Source organism: Streptomyces abikoensis (assembly GCF_014648775.1).
Taxonomy (GTDB): Bacteria; Actinomycetota; Actinomycetes; order Streptomycetales; family Streptomycetaceae; genus Streptomyces; species Streptomyces abikoensis.
In genome coordinates, this window is sequence record NZ_BMRT01000001.1 from 271,941 (window position 1) to 295,895 (window position 23,955).

Consider the following 23,955-nt stretch of genomic DNA (forward strand, 5'->3'; position numbering starts at 1 on the left):
CCCGACGACCCGATGGAAGTGAGCATGAGCTCTGCTGATGTAGCGGCCGCGACTCGACTGCCCGGCGCGCGGCACACAATCGCGCGGCTGTACGAGTCGGTGGTCGAGGCACACCCCGACGCGCCGGCGATCACCGACGGCAGCCGCTCGTGGTCGTACCGGGAGCTGAACGCGGCGGCCAACCGCGTCGCGTGGTGGCTGATCGGGCGGGGCGTCGGGCCCGAGCGGACGGTGGGCGTCGCCCTCCCGCGCGGCCTCGACCAGGTCGCCGCGCTGCTCGGCACGCTCAAGGCGGGCGCCGTCTACCTGCCCCTCGACCCGGTCCTGCCGGCGGAGCGCATCGGATACCTGCTGGGCGACGCCGCGCCCGGCCTGGTCCTGACCGACGGCGCGGGCACCGGCTTCCCCGGGGCCGTCGACATCGGCGACCCGTCCGTCGTCGCCGCATGGGCCGCGCACCCCGCCGACGACCCCGGGGACGACGACCGGGTCCACGCGCTCACCGCGGACCACCTCGCGTACGTCATCTACACCTCCGGCTCCACCGGCACGCCGAAGGGCGTGGGCGTCAGCCACGGCAGCGCCGTCAACCTCGCCCGCACCGTCACCGGCCAGTACGCCCCCAACGACACCCCGCGCGTGCTGCAACTGGCGTCGCTCGGCTTCGACGTGGCGATCTGGGAGCTGCTCACCGCCGTGGCCACCGGCGGCACCCTGGTCGTCCCCCGCGCCGAGCGGCTCGTGGGCGACGACCTGCTCCGGGTGCTGCGCGAGGAGCGGATCACCTGTGTCACGCTCCCGGTACCGGTGCTGGCCTCACTGCCGGCGGACGCCGAGAACCAGCTGCCCGACCTGACCACCGTGCACATCGGTGGCGAGACCTGCCCGCCCGAGCTGGTACGCCGCTGGTCGACGGGACGCCGGCTGATCAACGGGTACGGCGCCACCGAGACCACCGTCGCCGCCACCCTCACCGCACCGCTGACCGGCACCCGCGCCCCGATCGGCACCCCCATCGAGCACACCCGCGTCCACGTCCTGGACGACGCGCTCGCGCCCCTCGCCCCGGGGCAGCCGGGCGAGCTGTACGTCGCGGGCGCCAACGTGGCACGCGGATATCTGCGCCGCCCCGGCCTGACCGCCACCCGCTTCCTCGCCGACCCCTACGGGCCGCCCGGCGCACGGATGTACCGTACCGGCGATGTCGGAGTGCGCCACCCGGACGGACGGCTGGAGTTCCTGCGCCGCGCCGACGACCAGGTCAAGATCCGAGGCGCCCGGGTCGAGCCCGGCGAGCTCGAAGCGGTGCTGCGGCGGCGGGCCGACATCGTGGACGCGGCCGTCGCCGTACGCGCCGACACCCGCGGCGAACCGCGCCTCGTCGCCTACGTGGTGCCGTCCCCGTCCGGCACCACGAGCGCGGCGGAGCTGCGCGACGAACTGCGCGCCACACTGCCGCCGTCCCTCGTCCCGGCGAGCGTCGTGCCCCTCGACAGCCTGCCGCTGACCCCGAACGGCAAGGTCGACCGCGACGCCCTCCCCGACCCCCGCCACACCCCCGCCGGGCTCCGGCGGACCGCCCGCGGCCCGCTGGAGGACATGCTGCGGACGCTGTTCGCCGAGATCCTCGAACTGCCGGGGATCGGATTCGACGACGACTTCTTCGACCTGGGCGGACACTCCCTGCTGGCCGGCCGGCTCATCGGCCGGATCCGGGGCGCCCTCGGCCTCCACGTCGACATGCGGGACTTCTTCGAGAGGCCCACCCCGGCGGCCCTCGCCGCACACCTCCAGCGGCAGGAGGCCGGCCCGGCCCGCCCGGAGCTGACCCCGCTGCCACGGCCCGAGCGGATCCCGCTGTCCTACGCACAGGCACGCCTGTGGTTCCTCCACCGGCTCGAAGGCCCGTCGGCGACCTACAACATGCCGCTCGCCCTCCACCTGACCGGCGTGGTCGACACCGCCGCGCTCGCGGAGGCCCTGGCCGACGTCGTCCGGCGCCACGAACCGCTGCGCACCCTCTTCCCCGAGATCGACGGACAGCCGTACCAGCGGATCACCGACCCCGACGAGATACGCCCCGACCTGCCCGTCCGCCGGATCGACGCGGCGGACCTGGACGAGGAACTGCGCCGGTCCGCGCGGTACGCGTTCGACCTGGCACGGCAGCTCCCCGTCCGGGCCGAACTGCTCGTCCTCGGCCCCGACGAGTCCGTGCTGACGCTCGTCATCCACCACATCGCCGGTGACGGCTGGTCCGGGGCGCCGCTGGCGCGCGACCTGGTCGCCGCCTACTCCGCGCGGCGCGACGGCACGGCACCGCAGTGGCTGCCGCTCCCGGTCCAGTACGCCGACTACACGCTCTGGCAGCGTGCGCTGCTCGGCGACGAGAACGACCCGGCCGGCCCCCTGAGCGAGCAGTCGCGGTACTGGCGCGAGCAACTCGCCGAGCTGCCCGACGAGATCACCGTGCCCGGCGACCGGCCCCGCCCGGCCGTGGCGACCTACCGGGGCGGCGTCGTCCCGATCACCCTGGACGCCGACCTCCACGCCGCTGTCACGGAGCTCGCCCGGGACAACGGCGCCACCGTCTACATGGTTCTGCAGGCGACCCTCGCGGCCCTGCTGACCCGGCTCGGCGCGGGCACCGACATCGCCATCGGCGCCGGTGTCGCCGGCCGGTCCGAGCCCGCCCTCGACGACCTGGTCGGACTCTTCGTCAACATGCTGGTGCTGCGCACCGACACCTCCGGCTCCCCGAGGTTCACGGAACTGCTCGACCGGGTGCGCGACACCAGCCTCGCGGCGTACAGCCATCAGGACATCCCGTTCGAGCAGCTGGTCGAGAGCCTCAACCCGCACCGGAGCGCCGGGCGCCAATCGCTGTTCCAGGTCGCCCTGGTCCTGCAGAACAACACCTCCGTCCCGTTCGAGCTGCCCGGACTCCGGGTACGCGCCGAGACGGTGCCGACCGGCACGGCCCGCTTCGACCTCTCGCTGAGCGTCACGGAGAGCACGACGTCCGACGGCACCCCGGCCGGCATCGGCGGCACGGTGGAGTACGCCGCCGACCTCTACGACCGGCCGACGGTGGAGGCCGTCGTCGAGCGCTGGACCCGGCTGATCCGCCAGGTCGTGGCGGACCCCGGCCGCCGGATCGACACCCTGGACGTCATCACCCCCGACGACGAGTCCCGGCTGGCCCGATGGCGCCGGGACGAGCGCGACGTCGAGCCGCTGACCTTCAGCGATCTGTTCGAACGGCAGGCGGCGGCCACCCCCGACGCCGTCGCCGTGAGCGACGGCGCCGACACCTGGACCTACGACGAGCTGAACCGGCACGCCAACCACGTCGCCGGCCGGCTCATCGACCGGGGCATCGGCCCGGAGGACCTGGTCGGCATCGCGATGCCGCGCTCCGCCCGCCTGGTCGCCGCCCTGCTCGGAGTGCTCAAGGCCGGTGCGGCGTACGTACCGGTGGACCTCGTCTTCCCGGCAGGACGCAACCGGCACGTGCTCACCGACTCGGCCCCCCGGCTGGTGCTCACCTCCCGCGCCGGAGCCGAGGACCTGCCCTCCGACCTGACCTGCGAACTGATCGTGGTCGACGAGGACGGGTTCACGCGTGGACGGCCGGGCCGGGAGGACAACCCCACCGACCGTGACCGCGTCCGGCCCGTGGACGTCGACAACCCGGCGTACGTCATCTACACCTCCGGTTCGACCGGCCGCCCCAAGGGCGTCGTGGTGACCCACCGCGGTCTCGCCGCCTTCGCCGAGACCCTGCGGCAACGCTGCGCGGCGGACGGGAACAGCCGCGTACTGCAACTGTCGTCGCCCAGCGTGGACGCCTCGGTACTGGAGATGGTGTGGGCGTTCACCTCCGGGGCCCGGCTGTGCGTCGCCGGCCAGCACCGTCTGGCCGGCGACGAACTCGCCCAGGCACTCGCCGAGCACCACATCACCCACGCGCACATCCCGCCGTCCGCGCTGAGCACCCTGGCACCGGAGACGGCCGGCCGGCTGCCCGAGTTCCACATGCTCAGCGTCGGAGCGGAGGCGTGCCCGCCCGAACTCGTGCGACTGTGGCTGCCGGGCCGCGAGTTCGTGAACGCCTACGGCCCGACCGAGTGCACCGTCGCCGCCTCGCACACCTTCCCGCTGACCGAGGCACGCGCACCGATCGGCAGGCCGGTGCTCGACGCCGAACTGCACGTCCTGGACACGACCCTCCGGCCCGCCGCCCCCGGCGTCCCGGGCGAGCTGTACATCGGCGGCGCGGGCCTCGCCAGGGGCTACCTCGGCCGGGGCGGCCTGACGGCGTCACGGTTCGTCGCGAACCCGTTCGGCGCCCCCGGTTCGAGGATGTACCGGACCGGCGACGTCGTCCGCTGGAACGCCGACGGTGAACTGGAGTACCTGGGACGCTCCGACGAGCAGGTGAAGGTCCGGGGCTTCCGCGTCGAACCCGGCGAGATCGAGCGCGTCCTCGCGAGCCAACCGTCCGTGGAGCGGGCGGTGGTGGTGCCGCGCCGGGACCGTTCGGGAGCCGTCTCCCTCGCCGCGTACACCGTCCTGGCGGCCGAGACGACGAACGAGGGCTTCGACGATCAGCTCTCCGAGTGGAACGACCTCTACGACCAGGTCTACACGGGCTTCTCCGGTGACGCGGGCAATGACTTCGTGGGCTGGAACAGTTCGTTCACCGGCGGCCCGATACCCGTCGAGGAGATGCGGGCATGGCAGCGGGCCGCCGTGAACGCGGCGCTGCGCTTCCGCCCCGGCCGGGTCCTGGAGATCGGCGCGGGTTCCGGTCTGCTGATGACCCCGCTGGCGGACGAGGTCGACGAGTACTGGGGCACCGACCTCTCGCAGGTCTCCGTCGACAGGCTCCGCGACTTCGCCCGCCAACGCGGCTGGGACCACGTGCGGTTGACCTGCCGGCCCGCACACGACCTCTCCGGCCTGCCCCGCCGCCGCTTCGACACCGTCGTCATCAACTCGGTGGTGCAGTACTTCCCGAGCGCCGACTACCTGCGCGACGTGCTGACGCGGGTCATGGACCTCCTCGCCGACGGCGGCAGGGTGATCGTCGGCGACGTCCGGCACTACGGACTGCTCCGGGTGTTCCAGACGGCCGTGCACGACTTCCGCGGCACTTCGGGGGCACGGGCGGCGGTCGAGCGCGCGATCGCGGTGGAGAAGGAGCTGCTGCTGGCTCCGGAGTTCTTCACCTCCTTCGAGCATCCGGCCCTCTCCGGTGTCGAGGTGTCGCTGAAGGCGGGCGGGGCGTCGACCGAGCTGTCCGGCTACCGCTACGAGGTCGTCCTGCACACCGCACCGGCGCGCCGGCTCGCGGACCTGCCCGTCCTCGTATGGGGCCGCGACCTCACCGATCTTGACCAGCTGACCGGCCCGGCACGGGTGACCCACATCCCGAACCCCCGGCTGGCCGACGGCGTCGCCGCGATACGGGCGCTGGACGGCGCCGACGCGGTGCCGCCCCCGTCAGGGCCCGAGCTGGACCCCGAGGCGGTACGGCGCTGGGCGGCGGCACACGGCATGCGGGCGGTACCGACCTGGTCGTCGCAGCGCTGGAACACCTACGAGGTCGTGCTGACGGACACCGCCGAGGCGGAGCCGCTGGCCGAGGTGTACCGCCCCGCAGCGGCCGTCGAGCAGGCCAATGTGCCCGCTGTGGCCCGTACGGTCGGCGAACTGGTTTCCGAACTGCGCTCGACTCTGAAGGGGCTGCTGCCGGACTACATGGTTCCGGCGACGATCACCCCGATCGAGCGGATCCCGGTCACCCCGAACGGAAAGATCGACCGCCGAGCGCTGCCGGACCCGGAGGTCATGGTCTCGGACGGCCGACGGCCACGCACCCCGCAGGAGCAGATCCTGTGCGAGCTGTACGCCGACATCCTGGGCCTGGAGCGGGTAGGACCCGACGACAGCTTCTTCGACCTGGGCGGCCACTCCCTGCTCGCCACCCGGCTGACCAGCCGCATCCGCTCGGTCCTGGGCGTCGAGGCCCTCCTGCGCCAGATCTTCGCGGCGCCTTCGCCGGCGGAGCTGGCGGTGGTGCTCGGGGAGGGGCAGGGCCGGGTGCAGGTGGCGCTGGAGCGGATGGCGCGGCCTGAGTTGTTGCCGTTGTCCTCGGCCCAGCAGCGGTTGTGGTTCCTGCATCGGCTGGAGGGCCCGTCGGCGACGTACAACTCGCCGCTGGCGATCCGGCTGTCGGGCGTGCTGGACGTGGTGGCGTTGCGGGCGGCGCTGGGTGATGTGGTGGGTCGTCACGAGGCGCTGCGGACGGTGTTCGCCGAGTCGGATGGAGTGCCGTATCAGCGTGTTCTTGATACCGCTGAGGTCGATCTGCCTGTGCGCGAGGTCTCCGAGGAGGAACTGCCGGGGGCACTGCGGGAGGCGGCCCGTTACGCGTTCGACCTCTCGCGTGAGATCCCGTTGCAGGCTCGGCTGTTCACCACAGGTCCGAACGAGTCGGTGCTGCTGCTGGTCGTGCACCATATCGCTGCCGACGGCTGGTCGCTGGGGCCACTGGCACGTGACCTTACGACGGCGTACGGGGAACGCGCGGCGGGCCGTGCCCCGTCCTGGGCTCCGTTGCCGGTGCAGTACGCGGACTACACGCTCTGGCAACGACGGCTCCTCGGCGACGAGACCGATCCGGACAGCACGATTGGACGCCAGCTCGCTTATTGGCGGGATCAGCTGGCCGGTCTGCCGGAGCAGGTGACCTTGCCGACCGACCGCGCGCGCCCGCAGACGGCGTCCTACGCGGGCGACGTGCACATGTTCCGCATCGAGGCCGATCTGCACGCCGACCTGCTCGCGCTGGCCCGGCACAGTGGTGCCACGTTGTTCATGGTGCTGCAGGCGGCCCTCGCCGCAGTGCTGACGCGGTCCGGTGCGGGCACGGATGTGCCCATCGGCAGCCCCATCGCCGGTCGCACCGACGACGCACTCGACGACCTGGTCGGCTTCTTCGTCAACACCCTCGTCCTCAGGACCGACACCTCCGGAAACCCGGAATTCGAAGAGCTGCTGCGTCGAGTACGCGACACCTCCCTCGCCGCATACGCCCACCAGGACGTGCCCTTCGAATACCTGGTGGAAAAACTCAACCCCCACCGCAGCACCGCCCACAGCCCCCTCTTCCAAGTCCTGCTCGCCTTCCAGAACAACCCCGAGACCAGCTTCGACCTCCCCGGCCTGCGTGCCGAGCCGGACGAGATCGTCACCGGTGTGTCCCGGGTCGACCTCACCCTCAACATCACCGAGACGTTCGGCGGCGACGGCTCACCGCAGGGCATCCGGGGTGCCGTCGAGTACGCGACCGATCTGTACGACGCGAGCACCGTCGAGTCGTTCACCGTTCGTCTCGTACGGATGCTGCGGACGGCCGTCGAGGACCCGGGCCGCCGTATCAACGGCGTCGACCTGCTCTCCGACGAGGAGACCGCGACGGTTCTCGCCCTGTCCGGACGCGACACCGAGGCCCCCGGGCAACTGGTCTGGCCGGCGATCTTCGAAGCCGCGGCCACCGCGACCCCGGACGCGACCGCCGTGGTCGAGGGGGACCACAGCTGGTCGTACGCGCAGCTCAACGCACACGCCAACCGCATCGCCCGGTACCTGATCGAGAGGGGCGTGGGCGCCGAGGACATCGTGGGCGTGCTCATGCCGCGCAGCGCGACACAGATCGCCACCCTGCTCGGCATCGGCAAGGCCGGCGCCGCGTTCCTGCCGATCGACCCGGCCTACCCGGCGGAACGGGTCGGCTATCTCATCGAGGACGCGGGGCCGAAGTTCCTGCTCACCGACGCCGCCCACGCGAACACGGCCGCCGGGAGCGCCGCGACCACGACGGCCTTCGCCAGCATCGACACCATCACGGTCGACGACCCGGCCGTGACCTCCGCCCTCCGGCACCTGCCGGCGACCGACCCGACGGACGCCGACCGGCGGACCGCGCTGCGGGTCGAGCACCCGGCGTACGTCATCTACACCTCCGGGTCCACGGGCCGGCCCAAGGGCACGGTCGTCACCCACTCGGGTCTGGCCGCACTGGCGGTCAGCGGTGGCGAGCGGGCGGACATCGACCGGGACAGCCGGGTGCTGCAGCTCACCTCGCCGAGCTTCGACGTCTCCGTCTTCGAGTTCCTCACCACGTTCCACGCGGGCGCCGTCCTGGTCATGCCCGAACCCGGTCGGCTGTCGGGTGAGGAGTTGGCGGCGTTGTTGTCGGGCGCGGGGGTGTCGCACGCGTTCGTGCCACCGTCGGTGCTGGCCACGCTGCCGGACGACGCCGCAGACGCCCTGCCGGGACTGCGGAGCCTGATCGTCGGCGGCGAGGCATGTTCGGCGGACCTGGTGCGTCGCTGGTCGGTGGGCCGACGGATGACGAACCTGTACGGTCCCACGGAAACAACGGTGGCGGCATCGGTGAGCCGTCCACTGTCGGGAAGTGCCCATCCGATCGGTGCACCACTCTCCGGAACACGGGTGTACGTGCTGGACGCGGGTTTGGGGCTGGTGCCTCGGGGTTCGCGCGGCGAGTTGTACATCGCCGGTACCGGGGTGGCCCGCGGCTACCTCGGCCGGTTCGGCCTCACAGCGTCCCGCTTCGTCGCCGACCCGTACGGCCCGCCCGGTTCGCGCATGTACCGCACCGGCGACATCGTCCGCTGGAACGCCGACGGCGAACTCGAATACCTCGGCCGCTCCGACCATCAGCTCAAGATCCGGGGCATCCGCGTCGAACCCGGCGAGGTCGAGGCGGCACTGCTGCGGCAGCCCGGCGTCTCACGGGCCGTCGTGGTCGCGCGTCCCGATCAGCACGGCTTCCAGACGCTGTACGCGTATGTCACGACCGTCGAGGAACCGGCCGACGCCGCCCGGCTGCGCGACGAGTTGCGCCGCGAGCTGCCCGACTACCTGGTGCCGACCGCGGTCGTCGTACTCGGCGAGTTCCCGCTGACCCCGAACGGCAAGCTGGACCGCGACGCGCTGCCCTTGCCACGCCCGGTCGCCACGGGCACGGACGACCGGTCGCCGGGCACGCCGCAGGAGGAGATCCTGCGGTCGGTGTTCGCCGACGTCCTCGGGATCACCCGGATCGGCGCCGAGGACAACTTCTTCGACCTCGGCGGCCACTCCCTCCTGGCCGGCAGGCTGATCTCGCGGATACGCGGCACGCTCGGCGTCGATGTGTCGATGCGGACCTTCTTCAACGCCCCGACCCCCCGGCGACTCGCCGAACGGCTGGTGGAAGGCGGACCCGTCCCCGCCCGACTGCGGCCGTCGCCACGCCCCGAGGTCCTGCCGCTGTCGTTCGCCCAGCAGCGGCTGTGGTTCCTGCACAAGCTGGAAGGCCCCTCGGCGACCTACAACTCCCCGCTGGCGATCCGGCTCTCCGGTGACCTGGACGTCCCGGCGCTGCGGGCGGCGCTGGCCGACGTCGTCGCCCGGCACGAGGCGCTGCGCACCCTCTTCGCCGAGCAGGGCGCCACACCGTGCCAGCGGATCCTGGACGTGGCCGAGGCCGTGCCCGGGCTGGAGATCCGGGAGACCACCGAGGAGGAACTGCCGCAGGCGCTGCGCGAGGCGGCCCGGTACGAGTTCGACCTGGCCCGTGAGATCCCGCTGCGGGCGTGGCTGTTCACGACCGGGCCCGGCGAGTGGGTGCTGGTGCTGGTCCTCCACCACATCGTCGCCGACGGCTGGTCGCTGCAGGTCCTGGTGTCCGACCTGACGGCCGCGTACACCGGCCGCCGGGCCGGCACCGCACCGTCGTGGCGACCGCTCGCCGTGCAGTACGCCGACTACACCCTCTGGCAGCGTGAACACCTCGGCACCGACGACGACCCCGACAGCGTCTTCAGCCGCCAGGTCGCCTACTGGCTGGAGGAACTGGCGGAACTGCCCGACCAGATGACCCTGCCCACCGACCGGCCCCGTCCCGCCGTCGCCGGCTACCACGGCGAGACGGTCACCTTCGACCTCGACGCCGAACAGCACGCCCAGCTCGTCCGTCTGGCCCGGGAAACCGGCACCACTCTGTTCATGATCCTTCAGACGGGCCTGGCCGGGGTGCTGACCCGTCTCGGTGCCGGAACCGACATCGCGGTCGGCTCCCCCATCGCCGGGCGCACCGACGACCGCCTGGAGGACCTGGTCGGTCTCTTCGTCAACATGCTGGTGCTGCGCACCGACACCGCCGGCGATCCCACGTTGCGCGACCTGCTCACCCGGGTGCGCGAGACCTCCCTGGCCGCCTACGCCCACCAGCACATGCCCTTCGAGTACCTGGTGGAGCGGCTCAACCCGCACCGGTCAGCCGCCCACCACCCACTCGTGCAGATCCTGTTCGGACTCCAGAACACCGCGAAGCAGGACATCGACCTGCCGGGCGTCACCGCCTCCGGCACCTCGATCGACACCGGCGTCTCGCGCGTCGACCTGTCCATCAACATCGTCGAGGCCGCCGCGCCCGACGGCTCCGCGGCCGGTCTGACCGGTGTGGTGGAGTTCTCCACCGATCTGTACGACCGCCCCACGATCGAGGCGTTCACAGCACGCTGGGTGCGCGTCCTCCAAGCCATGGTCAGGACACCAGGAGCCCGGCTGAGCGAGGTGGATCTGCTCGCTGCCGACGAACGGGCCCGGCTGCTGGAGCAATGGGGCACGGCGACAACCGACACCGACACGGCGACCCTGGCGGAGCTGTTCGAGCGTCGTGTCACGGCGACTCCCGACGCGACCGCCGTGGTCGAGGGAGATCTCAGCTGGTCGTACGCACAGCTCAACGCACACGCCAACCGCGTCGCCCGGTACCTGATCGAGCGGGGCGTGGGCGCCGAGGACATCGTGGGTGTGCTCATGCCGCGCGGTGCGAGGCAGATCGGGGCCGTGCTGGGGGTGGCCAAGGCGGGAGCGGCGTTTCTGCCGATCGACCCGGCCTATCCGCAGGCACGGGTGGACTATCTGTTGCGGGACGCCGAACCGGCGCTGGTCATCGACGAGTCGGAGTCGTTCGAGGGCCTGCCCGCACACGACCTCGGTGCCGGGGACCGGGTGCGTCCGGTGGCAGTGGACCACCCGGCCTATGTGATCTACACCTCCGGCTCGACCGGCCTGCCCAAGGGCGTCGTCGTCACCCACCGCGGACTCGCGAGCCTCGCCGCCACGCTGCGGCGGCTCGGGGCCAGTGAGAGCTCGCGGGTGCTGCAGTTCGCCGCGCTCGGCTTCGACGCCACGGTCTGGGAGCTCGTGATGGCCCTCGGCTCGGGCGCCGCCCTGGTGCTGCCCGAGACCGACCGTCTCGCCGGGGAGGACCTGGCGGCCGTCCTGCGCGAACAGCGCGTCACCCACCTCACCCTGCCGCCCACCGTGCTGGCGACCCTGCCCTCGGAGGCCGCCGCCCACCTGCCCGACCTCCGCACCCTGGTGGTGGCGGGCGAGGCGTGCACACCCGAGCTGACCGCACGATGGTCGCCCGGCCGCCGCATGATCAACGCCTACGGCCCCACCGAGTCGACCGTCTGCGCGTCCATGAGCGGGGAACTGTCACCCGGGTCCACGCCCATCGGCGGTCCGGTGGCCAACACCCGGTTGTACGTGCTGGACGAGTCGCTGGGGCTGGTGGCACCGGGCGTGCCGGGCGAGCTGTACATCGCGGGCGAAGGTCTCGCCCGGGGCTACAGTCGGCGTCCGGCCCTGACGGCGTCGCGATTCCTCGCCGACCCCTACGGCCCGGCCGGAACACGGATGTACCGCACGGGAGACCTCGTCCGCTGGAACACCGACGGGGAGCTGGAGTACCTCGGCCGCACCGACGAGCAGGTCAAGATCCGGGGCTTCCGCGTCGAACCCGGCGAGGTTGCGTCCGCGCTGCTTCGGCACCCCGCCGTGGCCCAGGCCGCCGTGATCGTCCGGCCCGGCCCCCACGACGACCTGCAACTCCTGGCATACGCCGTGCCGGCCGCCGGACGGACCTTCGACGGTGGCGAACTGCGTGCTTGGGCGCAGCACGAGCTGCCCGAGCACCTGGTGCCGTCGGCCGTCGTCGTGCTGGACGAGATTCCCCGCACCGCGCACGGGAAGATCGACGAGCGGGCACTGCCGGACCCCGAGCAGACCGGAGGCCGTACACGCACACCGCGTACGCCGCAGGAAGAACTGCTCTGCCTCCTCTTCGCCCAGGTCCTCGACGTGCCCCGGGTAGGACCCGACGACAGCTTCTTCGACCTGGGCGGCCACTCGCTGCTCGCCACCCGGCTCATCATCCGCATCCGCAAGACGTTCCACTGCGAGCTGGCACCCCGCGCCCTGTTCACGGCGCCTTCGCCGGCGGAGCTGGCGGTGGTGCTCGGGGAGGGGCAGGGCCGGGTACAGATGGCGCTGGAGCGGATGGCGCGGCCTGAGTTGTTGCCGTTGTCCTCGGCCCAGCAGCGGTTGTGGTTCCTGCATCGGCTGGAGGGCCCGTCGGCGACGTACAACTCGCCGCTGGCGATCCGGCTGTCGGGCGCGCTGGACGTGGTGGCGTTGCGGGCGGCGCTGGGTGATGTGGTGGGTCGTCACGAGGCGCTGCGGACGGTGTTCGCCGAGGCCGACGGAATGCCGTATCAGCGGGTCCTCGATACCGCTGAGGTCGATCTGCCCGTGCACCAGGTCTCCGAGGAGGAACTGCCGGGGGCACTGCGGGAGGCGGCCCGTTACGCGTTCGACCTCTCGCGTGAGATCCCGTTGCAGGCTCGGCTGTTCACCACAGGTCCGAACGAGTCGGTGCTGCTGCTGGTCGTGCACCATATCGCTGCCGACGGCTGGTCGCTGGGGCCGCTGGCACGTGACCTGGCCAAGGCGTACACCGATCGCCGGGCGGGTCGCACCCCGTCGTGGGCACCCTTGCCGGTGCAGTACGCGGACTACACACTCTGGCAGCGACAGCTTCTCGGCGACGACACCGACCCGGACAGCGTCACTGGACGCCAACTGGACTACTGGCGGGATCAGTTGGCGGGTCTGCCGGAGCAGGTGACCCTGCCGACCGACCGCCCACGGCCCCAGACGGCGTCCTACGCGGGCGACGTGCACATGTTCCGCATCGAGGCCGACCTGCACGCCGATCTACTCGCGCTGGCACGACACAGCGGTGCCACGCTCTTCATGGTGCTCCAAGCCGCCCTCGCCGCAGTGCTGACGCGGTCCGGTGCGGGCACCGATGTACCCATCGGCAGCCCCATCGCCGGGCGCACCGACGACGCACTCGACGACCTGGTCGGCTTCTTCGTCAACACCCTCGTCCTCAGGACCGACACCTCCGGAAACCCGGAATTCGACGAATTGCTGCGTCGAGTACGTGACACCTCCCTGGCCGCATACGCCCACCAGGACGTGCCCTTCGAGTACCTGGTGGAAAAACTCAACCCCCACCGCAGCACCGCCCACAGCCCCCTCTTCCAAGTCCTGCTCGCCTTCCAGAACAACCCGGAAACCAGCTTCGGCCTGCCCGGCCTGCGCACCCGCATGGAGGGCGTCAGCACGGGGCTGTCTCGCGTCGACCTGTTCATCAGCCTCGCCGAGCAGCAGGACGCCGATGGTGCCGCCGGTGTCATCGGCGCCGTCGAATACGCCACCGACCTGTACGACGCGGCGACCATCGACGCGTTCATCGGGCGTTGGCTGCGGTTCCTGGCCGCCGTCGCGCTCGACCAGGGGCAGCGGATCGGGTCCGTGGACCTGCTGCTCGACGGAGAGCGCGACCAGCTGACCGGCTGGGCGTCCACCGAGCCGACGGTACGTCCGGCGACCCTTACCCAGCTGTTCGAACGTCGCGTCACGGCGACCCCGGACGCGACGGCCGTGGTCGAGGGGGACCTCAGCTGGTCGTACGCGCAGCTCAACGCACACGCCAACCGTGTCGCCTGGCATCTGATCGGGCGGGGTGTGGGCGCTGAGGACATCGTGGGCGTCCTCATGCCGCGCAGCGCGACACAGATCGCCACCCTCCTCGGAATCGGCAAGGCCGGCGCCGCGTACCTGCCGATCGACCCGGCCTACCCGCAGGCACGGGTGGAGCACCTGCTGCGGGACGCCGAGCCGGCGCTGGTGATCGGCGAGTCGGAGGTGTTCGAGGGCCTGCCCGAGCACGACCCGGGTGACCGGGACCGCGTCCGGCCGGTCGACGTCGACAACCCGGCGTACGTCATCTACACCTCGGGCTCCACCGGCCTGCCCAAGGGCGTAGTGGTGACCCATCGGGGCCTGGCCGCGCTCGCCGCCGGCACGGGTGAGCGTACCGACGTCGACAGCGACAGCCGGGTGCTGCTCCTGGCATCGCCGAGCTTCGACGCCTCTGTCCTCGAACTGATGATGGCCATCGGCGCAGGCGCCGCCCTCGTCGTTGCCCGCGAGAAACGGCTCGCCGGTGAGGAGTTGGCGGCGTTGTTGGCGGATGCGGGGGTATCGCACGCGTTCGTGCCACCGTCGGTGCTGGCCACGCTGCCGGACGACGCCGCAGACGCACTACCGGGACTGCGGAGCCTGATCGTCGGCGGCGAGGCGTGCTCGGCCGAGCTGGTCCGTCGCTGGTCGGTGGGCCGACGGATGACGAACCTGTACGGTCCGACCGAGACCACGGTGGCGGCATCGGTGAGCCGTCCACTGTCGGGGAGCGCGCATCCGATCGGTGCACCACTCGCCGGAACACGGGCGTATGTGCTGGACGCGGGTTTGGGGCTGGTGCCTCGGGGTTCGCGCGGCGAGTTGTACATCGCCGGTACCGGGGTGGCCCGCGGCTACCTCGGCCGGTTCGGGCTCACAGCGTCCCGCTTCGTCGCCGACCCGTACGGCCCGCCCGGTTCGCGCATGTACCGCACCGGCGATGTGGTCCGCTGGAACGCCGACGGCGAACTCGAATACCTCGGCCGCTCCGACCATCAGCTGCAGATCCGGGGCATCCGTGTCGAGCCCGGCGAGGTCGAGGCCACCTTGGCGGCGCATCCGGATGTGGCCCGTGCCGTCGTGGTGGTCCGCGGCGATCGACGGGGCGACCCCGCGCTGGTCGGCTACCTGGTCCCCGCACGCCCCGGCGTCGACTCCGCGGCCGTACGCGAGGATCTCCGCCGGCTGTTGCCCGACCACCTGGTACCGGCCGCGCTCGTGGCGCTGCCCGAGTTCCCGCTCACGCCGAACGGCAAGCTCGACCACGAGGCTTTGCCGGAACCCGAGTTCGACACCTCGGGTGGACGGGGCCCCCGTACACCGGAGGAAGAGATCCTGTGCGGGCTCTTCGCCGAGATCCTCGGACTGGACCGGGTCGGTGTGGAGGACAGCTTCTTCGACCTGGGCGGCCACTCCCTGCTGGGCACCCGGCTGATCAGCCGAATCCGTGCCGAACTCGGCATCGAGGTCCGGCTGCTCACCCTCTTCGAGGCGTCGACGCCGGCCGCGCTGGCACGGGCCGTCCTCGAAGCGAACTCCCCGGCCAGGGCCGCCCTCGTGCCGTTGCCGCGCCCCGAGGTGCTGCCGCTGTCGTTCGCACAGCAGCGGCTGTGGTTCCTGCACAAGCTGGAAGGCCCCTCGCCGACCTACAACATGCCGTTCACCCTGCGCCTGACGGGCCCCCTCCAGGTGCCCGCGCTACGGATGGCGCTGGCCGATGTGGTCGCCCGGCACGAGGCGCTGCGCACCGTCTTCGGCGAGCGCGACGGCGCGCCGTACCAGCGGATCCTGGACATGGCCGAGGTCACGATCCAGCTGCCCGTGCGCGAGGCCGACGGCGCCGCCCTCGACGAGGAGGTGCGGGAGGCGGCACGCCACCGGTTCGACCTGGCCGCCGAGATCCCGCTGCGGGCCTCGCTGTTCGTGGTCGGCCAGGACGAGTGGGTGCTGATGCTGGTCCTCCACCACATCGTCGCCGACGGCTGGTCACTGCGGCCGTTGGCCCGCGACCTGGCAGCGGCGTACGCCGCGCGCGAAGCCGGCCGGGCCCCGGAGTGGTCCCCGCTGCCGGTGCAGTACGCCGACTACAGCCTCTGGCACCGGGAACTGCTCGGGGACGACACGGATCCCGACAGCGAGTTCGGCCGCCAGCTCGCGTTCTGGCGGGAACGGCTCGCCGGCCTGCCGGAACAGGTGACCTTGCCCACCGACCGCCCCCGGCCGGCGGTGGCCGGCTACCAGGGTGACGTCAGCACCTTCCAGGTCGACGGCGGACTGCACGACGAGCTGATGGCGCTGGCGCGGCAGACCGGCTCGACGCTGTTCATGGTGCTGCAGACGGCGCTGTCCGCCCTGCTGACCCGGTCCGGCGCCGGGACGGATGTGGTCGTCGGCGCGGGCGTGGCCGGTCGCACCGACGAACAACTCGACGATCTCGTCGGCTTCTTCGTCAACATGGTGGTACTGCGCACCGACACGTCCGACGACCCGACCTTCGCCGAACTGCTCCAGCGCGTACGCGACACCTCCCTCACCGCGTACGCGCACCAGGACATTCCCTTCGAGTACCTCGTCGAGAAGATCAACCCGCTGCGGTCGGCGTCGCACCAGTCGCTGTTCCAGATCGCCATGGTCCTGCAGAACAACGCCGAGGCCGACTTCACCCTCTCTGACCTGCGGGTACGGCAGGAGGGACAAGGCACCGGCACCTCCCGCTTCGACCTGTCGCTGAGCCTCACCGAGACCACCTCGCCCGACGGCTCCGCGGCCGGTCTGACCGGTGTGGTGGAGTTCTCCACGGATCTGTACGACCGCTCCACGATCGAGGCGTTCACAGCACGCTGGGTGCGCGTCCTCCAAGCCATGGTGACAACACCAGGAGCCCGGCTCAGCGAGGTGGACCTGCTCGCTGCCGACGAACGGGCCCGGCTGCTGGACCGATGGGGCACGGCCACGACCGACACCGACACAGCGACCCTGGCGGAACTGTTCGAGCGTCGCGTCACGGCCACTCCCGACGCGACCGCCGTGGTCGAGGGAGACCTCAGCTGGTCGTACGCGCAGCTCAACGCACACGCCAACCGCGTCGCCCGGTACCTGATCGAGCGGGGCGTGGGCGCCGAGGACATCGTGGGCGTACTGATGCCGCGCGGCGCGAGGCAGATCGCGGCCGTGCTGGGCGTGACCAAGGCAGGGGCGGCCTATCTGCCGATCGACCCCGCCTACCCGCAGGCACGGGTGGAATACCTGCTGCGGGACGCCGAACCGGCGCTGGTCATCGACGAGTCGGAATCGTTCGAGGGCCTGCCCGCACACGACCCCGATGACGCAGACCTCGTGCGTCCGGTGACAGTCGACCACCCGGCATACGTGATCTACACCTCCGGCTCGACCGGCCTGCCCAAGGGCGTCGTCGTCACCCACCGCGGACTCGCGAGCCTCGCCGCCACGCTGCGGCAGCGCTGCGCCGCCGACGGCGACAGCCGGATCATGCAGTTCTCGTCGCCGAGCTTCGACGCCTCCGTCCTGGAACTCGTCTGGGCCCTGGACTCCGGCGCCGCCCTGGTGATCGCCTCGGCGGACCGCCTCGCCGGTGAGGAGCTGGCGCGGGCGCTCGCCGACCACCGCATCACCCACGCCCTGATCCCGCCGTCCGTGCTGAGCAGCCTGCCGCCCGGGGCACCGCGGGACCTGACCGGCTTCCGGACCCTCGTCGTCGGCGCCGAGGCGTGCCCGCCCGAACTGCTGCGGGCCTGGTCGCCCGGCCGGCGCGTGGTCAACGCCTACGGCCCCACCGAGTCGACCGTCGTCGCCAGCCAGACCGGCGACCTGACCGAGCCCCCGGTGCCCATCGGCACGCCCGCCCTCAACACCCGGCTCTACGTGCTGGATGAGTCGCTGGGACTGGTGGCACCGGGCGTACCGGGCGAGCTGTACATCGCGGGCGAGGGCCTGGCCCGGGGCTACAGTCGGCGTCCGGCCCTGACGGCGTCGCGCTTCCTCGCCGATCCCTACGGGCCAGCCGGAACACGGATGTACCGCACGGGCGATCTGGTCCGCTGGAACGCCGACGGGGAGCTGGAGTACCTCGGCCGCACCGACGAACAGGTCAAGATCCGGGGCTTCCGCGTCGAACCCGGCGAGGTGGAACGCGTCCTCGCCGCACAGCCCTCCGTCACGCGTGCCGTCGTGGTACCGCGCGAGGACCGCTCGGGAGCCCTGTCGCTGGCCGCCTACGTCGTGCCGGCCGACGGGGGAACCACGGCGGACTTCGACGGCCAGCTCGACGAATGGCGCAGCATCTACCACGAGGTCTACCGTGGCCTGTCGCGCGAGCCCGGCGCCGACTTCGAGGGCTGGAACAGCTCCTTCACGGGGGCGCCCATACCGATCGACCAGATGCGGGAGTGGCAGCGGTCCGCCGTGGATCAGGTGGCCCGGTTCGGTCCTCGCCGGGTGCTCGAGATCGGCGCCGGCTCCGGCCTGGTGATGATCCCGCTGGTCGAGCGGACCGAGGAGTACTGGGCCACGGACTTCTCGGCCGCCGCCGTGGACCGGCTGCGGGAGTACGCGCGGGATCGGCACTGGGAGCACGTGCACCTGCGGTGCCGGCCGGCGCACGACATGTCGGAGCTGCCCCGGGGCCACTTCGACACCATCGTGCTCAACTCGGTCGTCCAGTACTTCCCCAGCGCCGGCTACCTGCGCGACGTACTCGGCGAGGCCGTCGACCTGCTCGCCGACGGCGGCCGGATCGTCGTCGGCGACGTACGGCACCACGGACTGCTGCGGGCCTTGCACACGGCGGTGCAGCGGTTCCGGTACCCCGGGTCGGGCGCGTCCGCCGTGGACCACGCGGTGGCCGTCGAGAAGGAACTCCTCCTCGCCCCCGAGTTCTTCACCGCCTTCCGCCACCCCCGGCTCACCGGCGTCGAGGTGCTGCTCAAGCGGGGCGACGCCGACAACGAACTGACCGCGTACCGCTACGAGGTGGTGCTGCACACCGGCGCCACGCGGCCGGTCGGGGACCTGCCGGAGCTGGTCTGGGGCCGCGACGTCACCGCCCTGGACGAGCTGACGGCACCCGCCCGGGTGACCGGGATACCCAACCCCCGGCTGGCCGACCCGGCCGATCCGCGGCTGCACCCCGAACGGATCCGCCGGTGGGCGGCCGACCGGGGCTGGCGGGCGGTGCCGACCTGGTCGCCGAGGAGCCGGGACGCCTACGACGTGGTGCTGCTCGCCGACACCGGCGACGACGCGCCCCTCGCGGACGTGTACCGGCCGGGCAGCCCGGAAGCGGTCGCGAACGTGCCCTCCCTCGCCCGGAACGCCGGCGAGTTCGTGTCCGGACTGCGCGCCACGCTCAAGGCGCTGCTGCCCGACCACATGGTCCCGGCCACGATCACACCGATCGAACGCGTCCCGCTCACCCCGAACGGGAAGATCGACCGCAAGGCCCTGCCGGAACCCGGGTTCACGACCACCGGTACCGAGGACCGGGGCCCGCGCGACCCGTACGGGGAGATCCTCTGCGAGCTGTTCGCCGACCTCCTCGGCCTCCCCCGGGTCGGTGTCGACGACGGCTTCTTCGACCTCGGCGGCCACTCGCTGCTCGCCACCCGGCTCACCAGCCGCATCCGGGCCGTCCTCGGCATCGAGGTGCCCCTGCGGCAGGTGTTCGCCACGTCGTCACCCGCCCGGCTCGCCGCGGCGCTGGCCCGGGGCGCGGGCCCGGACGGCACGGTGCCCGCCCTCGTGCCGGAGCCCCGCCCGGAGGTGCTGCCCCTGTCGTACGCGCAGCAGCGGCTGTGGTTCCTCCACAAGCTGGAGGGGCCGTCGGCGACGTACAACTCGCCCCTGGCGATCCGGCTGTCCGGTGCCCTCGACGTGGCCGCGATGCGGTCCGCCCTGGGCGACGTGGTGGCCCGGCACGAGGCGCTGCGCACGGTCTTCGCCGAGCGCCGAGGAGTGCCGCACCAGCGCGTCCTGGACGCCGGGGACGTCGACCTGCCGGTGCGTGAGGTCTCCGAGGACGATCTGACGCGGGTGCTTCGGGAGGCATCCCGGCACGAGTTCGACCTGGCGCGGGAGATCCCGTTGCGGGCCCGGCTGTTCACCACGGGCCCCGACGAGTGGGTGCTGTTGCTGGTCATCCACCACATCGCCGCCGACGGCTGGTCGCTGCGGCCCCTGGCCCGGGACCTGACGACGGCGTACGGGGAACGCGCGGCGGGTCGCGCCCCGTCCTGGGCGCCACTGCCGGTGCAGTACGCGGACTACGCGCTGTGGCAGCGCCGGATGCTCGGCGACGACACCGACCCGGACAGCACGATTGGACGCCAGCTCGCTTATTGGCGGGAACAGCTGGCCGGTCTGCCACGGCTGGTGACGCTGCCGGCCGACCGGCCGCGCCCGAAGGAGTCCGGCAACCAGGGTGCGACGCTGACCCGCACCCTCGACGCGGACCTCCACCAGGCCCTGCGGGCGCTGGCGCGCGACAACGGAGCCACCCTGTTCATGACCCTCCAGGCGGCGCTCGGCGCACAGCTGACCCGCAGCGGGGCCGGTACCGACATCCCGGTGGGCGCACCGATCGCGGGGCGCGTCGACGACGCCCTGGACGACCTGATCGGCTTCTTCGTCAATACGCTGGTGCTGCGCATCGACACCTCGGGCGGCCCCGGCTTCGTCCAGCTCCTGGAGCGGGTGCGCGACACCAGCCTGGCCGCCTACGCCCATCAGGACATCCCCTTCGACCACCTGGTGGAGAAGCTCAACCCCGATCGTTCGGCCGCGCACCACCCGCTCTTCCAGGTCCAACTCGCGCTGCAGAACACACCGGAGGCCGAGTTCGAGTTGGCCGGTCTGACGGCGCGGCCGCAGCTGGACGGGGTCGAGACGGGCGCGGCCCGGGTGGACCTCACCGTCAACGCGATCGAGACGTTCGACGAGACGGGTGTGCCCGCCGGGCTGGTCCTCGCCGTCGAGTACGCCACCGATCTCTACGACGCCGCGACCATCGACGGCTTCCTCGACGCGTTCGGCGCCTTGCTGCGCGAAGTCGTCGACTCTCCCCACCAACCCATCGGAGGACTTGACGTGACGAGCGGGGCGGAAGTCCATATCGCTGATGCCGTGCCGGGAACGCTGCCGTGGCTGTTCGAGAGCTGGGCGACGGCCGACCCGTCCGCGATCGCCGTGACCGACGGCACCACGGACCTCACCTACGCCGAGCTGAACAGCCGGGCGAACCGGATGGCACGGGCGCTGATCGACCGGGGCGTGGGTCCGGAGGACCTCGTCGCCGTGCTGCTGCCGCGCGGTCTCCCCCAGATCGTGACCGTCCTCGCCATCGCCAAGAGCGGGGCGGCGTACCTGCCGATCGACCCGGCCTACCCGGCCGACCGGGTGGCGTACCTGTGCGCGGACGCCCGGCCCGGGCTGGTCGTGACGGACGCCTCCGGAGCCGCCCGGCTCGGCGATCGGCAGCCGGTGTTCGACATCGACGACCCGGCCACCGTCGTGCGGTGGGAGGGCATGCCGGACACGAACCCCACCGACCGGGACCGCTCGGCCGCACTCGGCCCGCACCACCCGGCCTATGTCATCTACACCTCGGGGTCGACCGGCCGGCCCAAGGGCGCGGTGATCACCCACGCGGGCCTGGCGGACGCGGCCGACGCCTGGCGGGACCGCTGGGGCTTCGGGCCGGGCTCCCGGGTCCTGCAGCTCTCCTCGCCGAGCTTCGACGCCTCGGTGATGGAGCTCGTCGTGGCGTTCGCCGCGCACGGCACGCTCGTCCTTCCCGAGCCCGGCCTCCTCGCGGGCGAGGCGCTGGCCCGGGTGCTGGCCGAGCAGCGGATCACCCACCTGGTGACGCTGCCGTCGGTGCTGGCCAGCCTGCCCGCCGACGCGCCGGGCCGCCTCACCGCGCTGCGCGGCCTGCTCCTCGGCGGCGAGGTCCTCACCCCCGATCTCGCCGCCCGCTGGTCGCCGGGGCGGCGCATGATCAACGTCTACGGCCAGACCGAGACCACCGTCGCCTGCACGATGACGGACCCCCTGAACGTCGCGGACGGCGCACGCGTCACGGTGGGCCGCCCCAACTCCGGGACGCGCGTGTACGTCCTCGACGAGGCCCTGCGGATGGTGCCGCCCGGCACCGACGGCGAGCTGTACGTCGCCGGCCCGGTCGTGGGCCGCGGCTATCTGCACCGGCCCGGGCTGACCGCCGGCCGTTTCGTCGCCGACCCCTACGGCCCGGCCGGCTCACGGATGTACCGCACCGGGGACATCGGCCGCCTCAACCACGCGTTCGAGCTGGAGTACGTGGGCCGCACCGACGACCAGGTGAAGATCCGCGGGGTGCGGGTGGAGCCCGGCGAGGTCGAGGCGGCGCTGGTGAAGCATCCGGCCGTCGCACGGGCCGCCGTGGTCGTACGCGCCGACCACCGGGGAGACGCCGCGCTGTTCGGCTACGTGGTCCCCGCGCGCCCCGACGCCGATGTCACCGGCATCCGGGAGGACCTGCGCCGGTCACTGCCGGAGCATCTGGTGCCGGCGGTGGTGACGGCGGTGGAGGACTTCCCGCTCACACCGAACGGCAAGGTGGACCGGGAGGCGCTGCCGGCACCGCGGCTCGCGGCGCCCATGGGGCGCGGACCGCGCACCCCGCAGGAGGAAATCCTCTGCGGACTCTTCGCCGAGGTGCTGAACCTGGGACAGATCGGCGTCGAGGACAACTTCTTCGACCTGGGCGGCCACTCCCTGCTGGCCAACCAGCTGATCGCCCGCATCGCCGAGGTGATGGGCACGGAGGTGCCGATCCGGGCCTTCTTCGCCGGGCCCACCGTCGCCCAACTCGCCGAGCACCTCGGCTCCGACGGCACCGACAGGGCTTTCGACGTACTCCTCCCGCTCCGCACCGGGGGCACCCTGCCGCCGCTGTTCTGCGTCCACCCCGGGGCGGCGATCTGCTGGTCCTACTCGGATCTGCTGCTGCGCCTGAGCCCCGACTTCCCGGTGTACGGGCTGCAGTCCCGCGCGCTGAGCCACCCGGACGAACTGCCGGAGACCCTGATCGAGGTCGCCGACCACTGCATCGAGGAGATGCGTCAGGTACAGAAGACCGGGCCCTACTACCTGCTCGGCCAGTCGTTCGGCGGCGTCGTGGCACACGCCATGGCCGCCCGCCTCGAAGCCGCCGGAGAACGGGTCGGGCTCATCGTCGCGCTCGACTCCGAACCGGCCAGGCCCCTGACCGAGGAGGAACAGCGGCAGGTCGTCGAGGCCACCGCCAAGGTCTACACCGGCATCCTCGAAGTGCTGGGCATCGACCCGGCGGCCCTGCCGAGCGGCGAGCTCACCTTCGCGCAGTTCTCGGAACTGGCCCGTACCACCAACACGGTTCTCGGCAATGTCGCCGAGGACGAGTTCCAGCTGCTGATGGAGATCCTGCACCGCAACATCGCCATCGCCACCCGGCACCGGCCGGAACAGGTCGACGCCGACATGCTGATCTTCGGCGCGGCCGAGGAACGGGAACGGGTGCTCGACCCCGAGGTGTGGCGGGACTACGTCGCCGGCGAGATCACCTACCACCCGATCCCCACCGGCCACAGCACGATCATGACGCCGGAAGCGCTCGAGCTGATCGGCCCGGTTCTGGAGGAACACCTCCGGGCCGTCATCGCCCGCAACGCGACAACCAAGGAGGAGAACTGATGGGCAACCCGTTCGACGACACCGAGGGAACGTTCCTGGTCCTGGTCAACGACGAGGGTCAGTACTCGATGTGGCCCGCGGCCGTGGCCGTACCGGCCGGGTGGACCGTCGCCCACCCCGAGGACACCCACCAGGCGTGCCTCGACTTCGTCGAGGAGCACTGGACCGACATGCGGCCGCGGAGCCTGGCCCGCGCCATGGGCGAGGAGTGACCCCTGGACCGGCGATGCGGCAGTGAGCCACCCCGCGCCCCGACGCGGAAGT

The 23,955-nt window shown here is 72.0% G+C and carries 2 protein-coding genes; both read left to right on the plus strand.

All coding sequences use genetic code 11. The features are described from left to right. Positions 1-24 precede the first annotated feature (24 nt). Positions 25-23,691, plus strand: a complete 23,667-nt coding sequence (locus tag IE096_RS01230; RefSeq protein WP_189447480.1) for a non-ribosomal peptide synthase/polyketide synthase — start codon at positions 25-27, stop codon at positions 23,689-23,691. Continuing rightward, positions 23,691-23,903 carry an MbtH family protein gene (locus IE096_RS01235; protein WP_308430310.1) on the plus strand — a complete coding sequence of 71 codons (213 nt, stop codon included), beginning with the start codon at positions 23,691-23,693 and terminating at the stop codon, positions 23,901-23,903. The genes IE096_RS01230 and IE096_RS01235 overlap by 1 nt, the downstream gene beginning before the upstream one ends. Positions 23,904-23,955: the final 52 nt, after the last annotated feature.

Bases quoted from the DNA above. Each gene is read 5' to 3' on its own strand.
- IE096_RS01230 (WP_189447480.1), top strand. From the start codon at position 25: ATGAGCTCTGCTGATGTAGCGGCCGCGACTCGACTGCCCGGCGCGCGG.
- IE096_RS01235 (WP_308430310.1), top strand. From the start codon at position 23,691: ATGGGCAACCCGTTCGACGACACCGAGGGAACGTTCCTGGTCCTGGTC.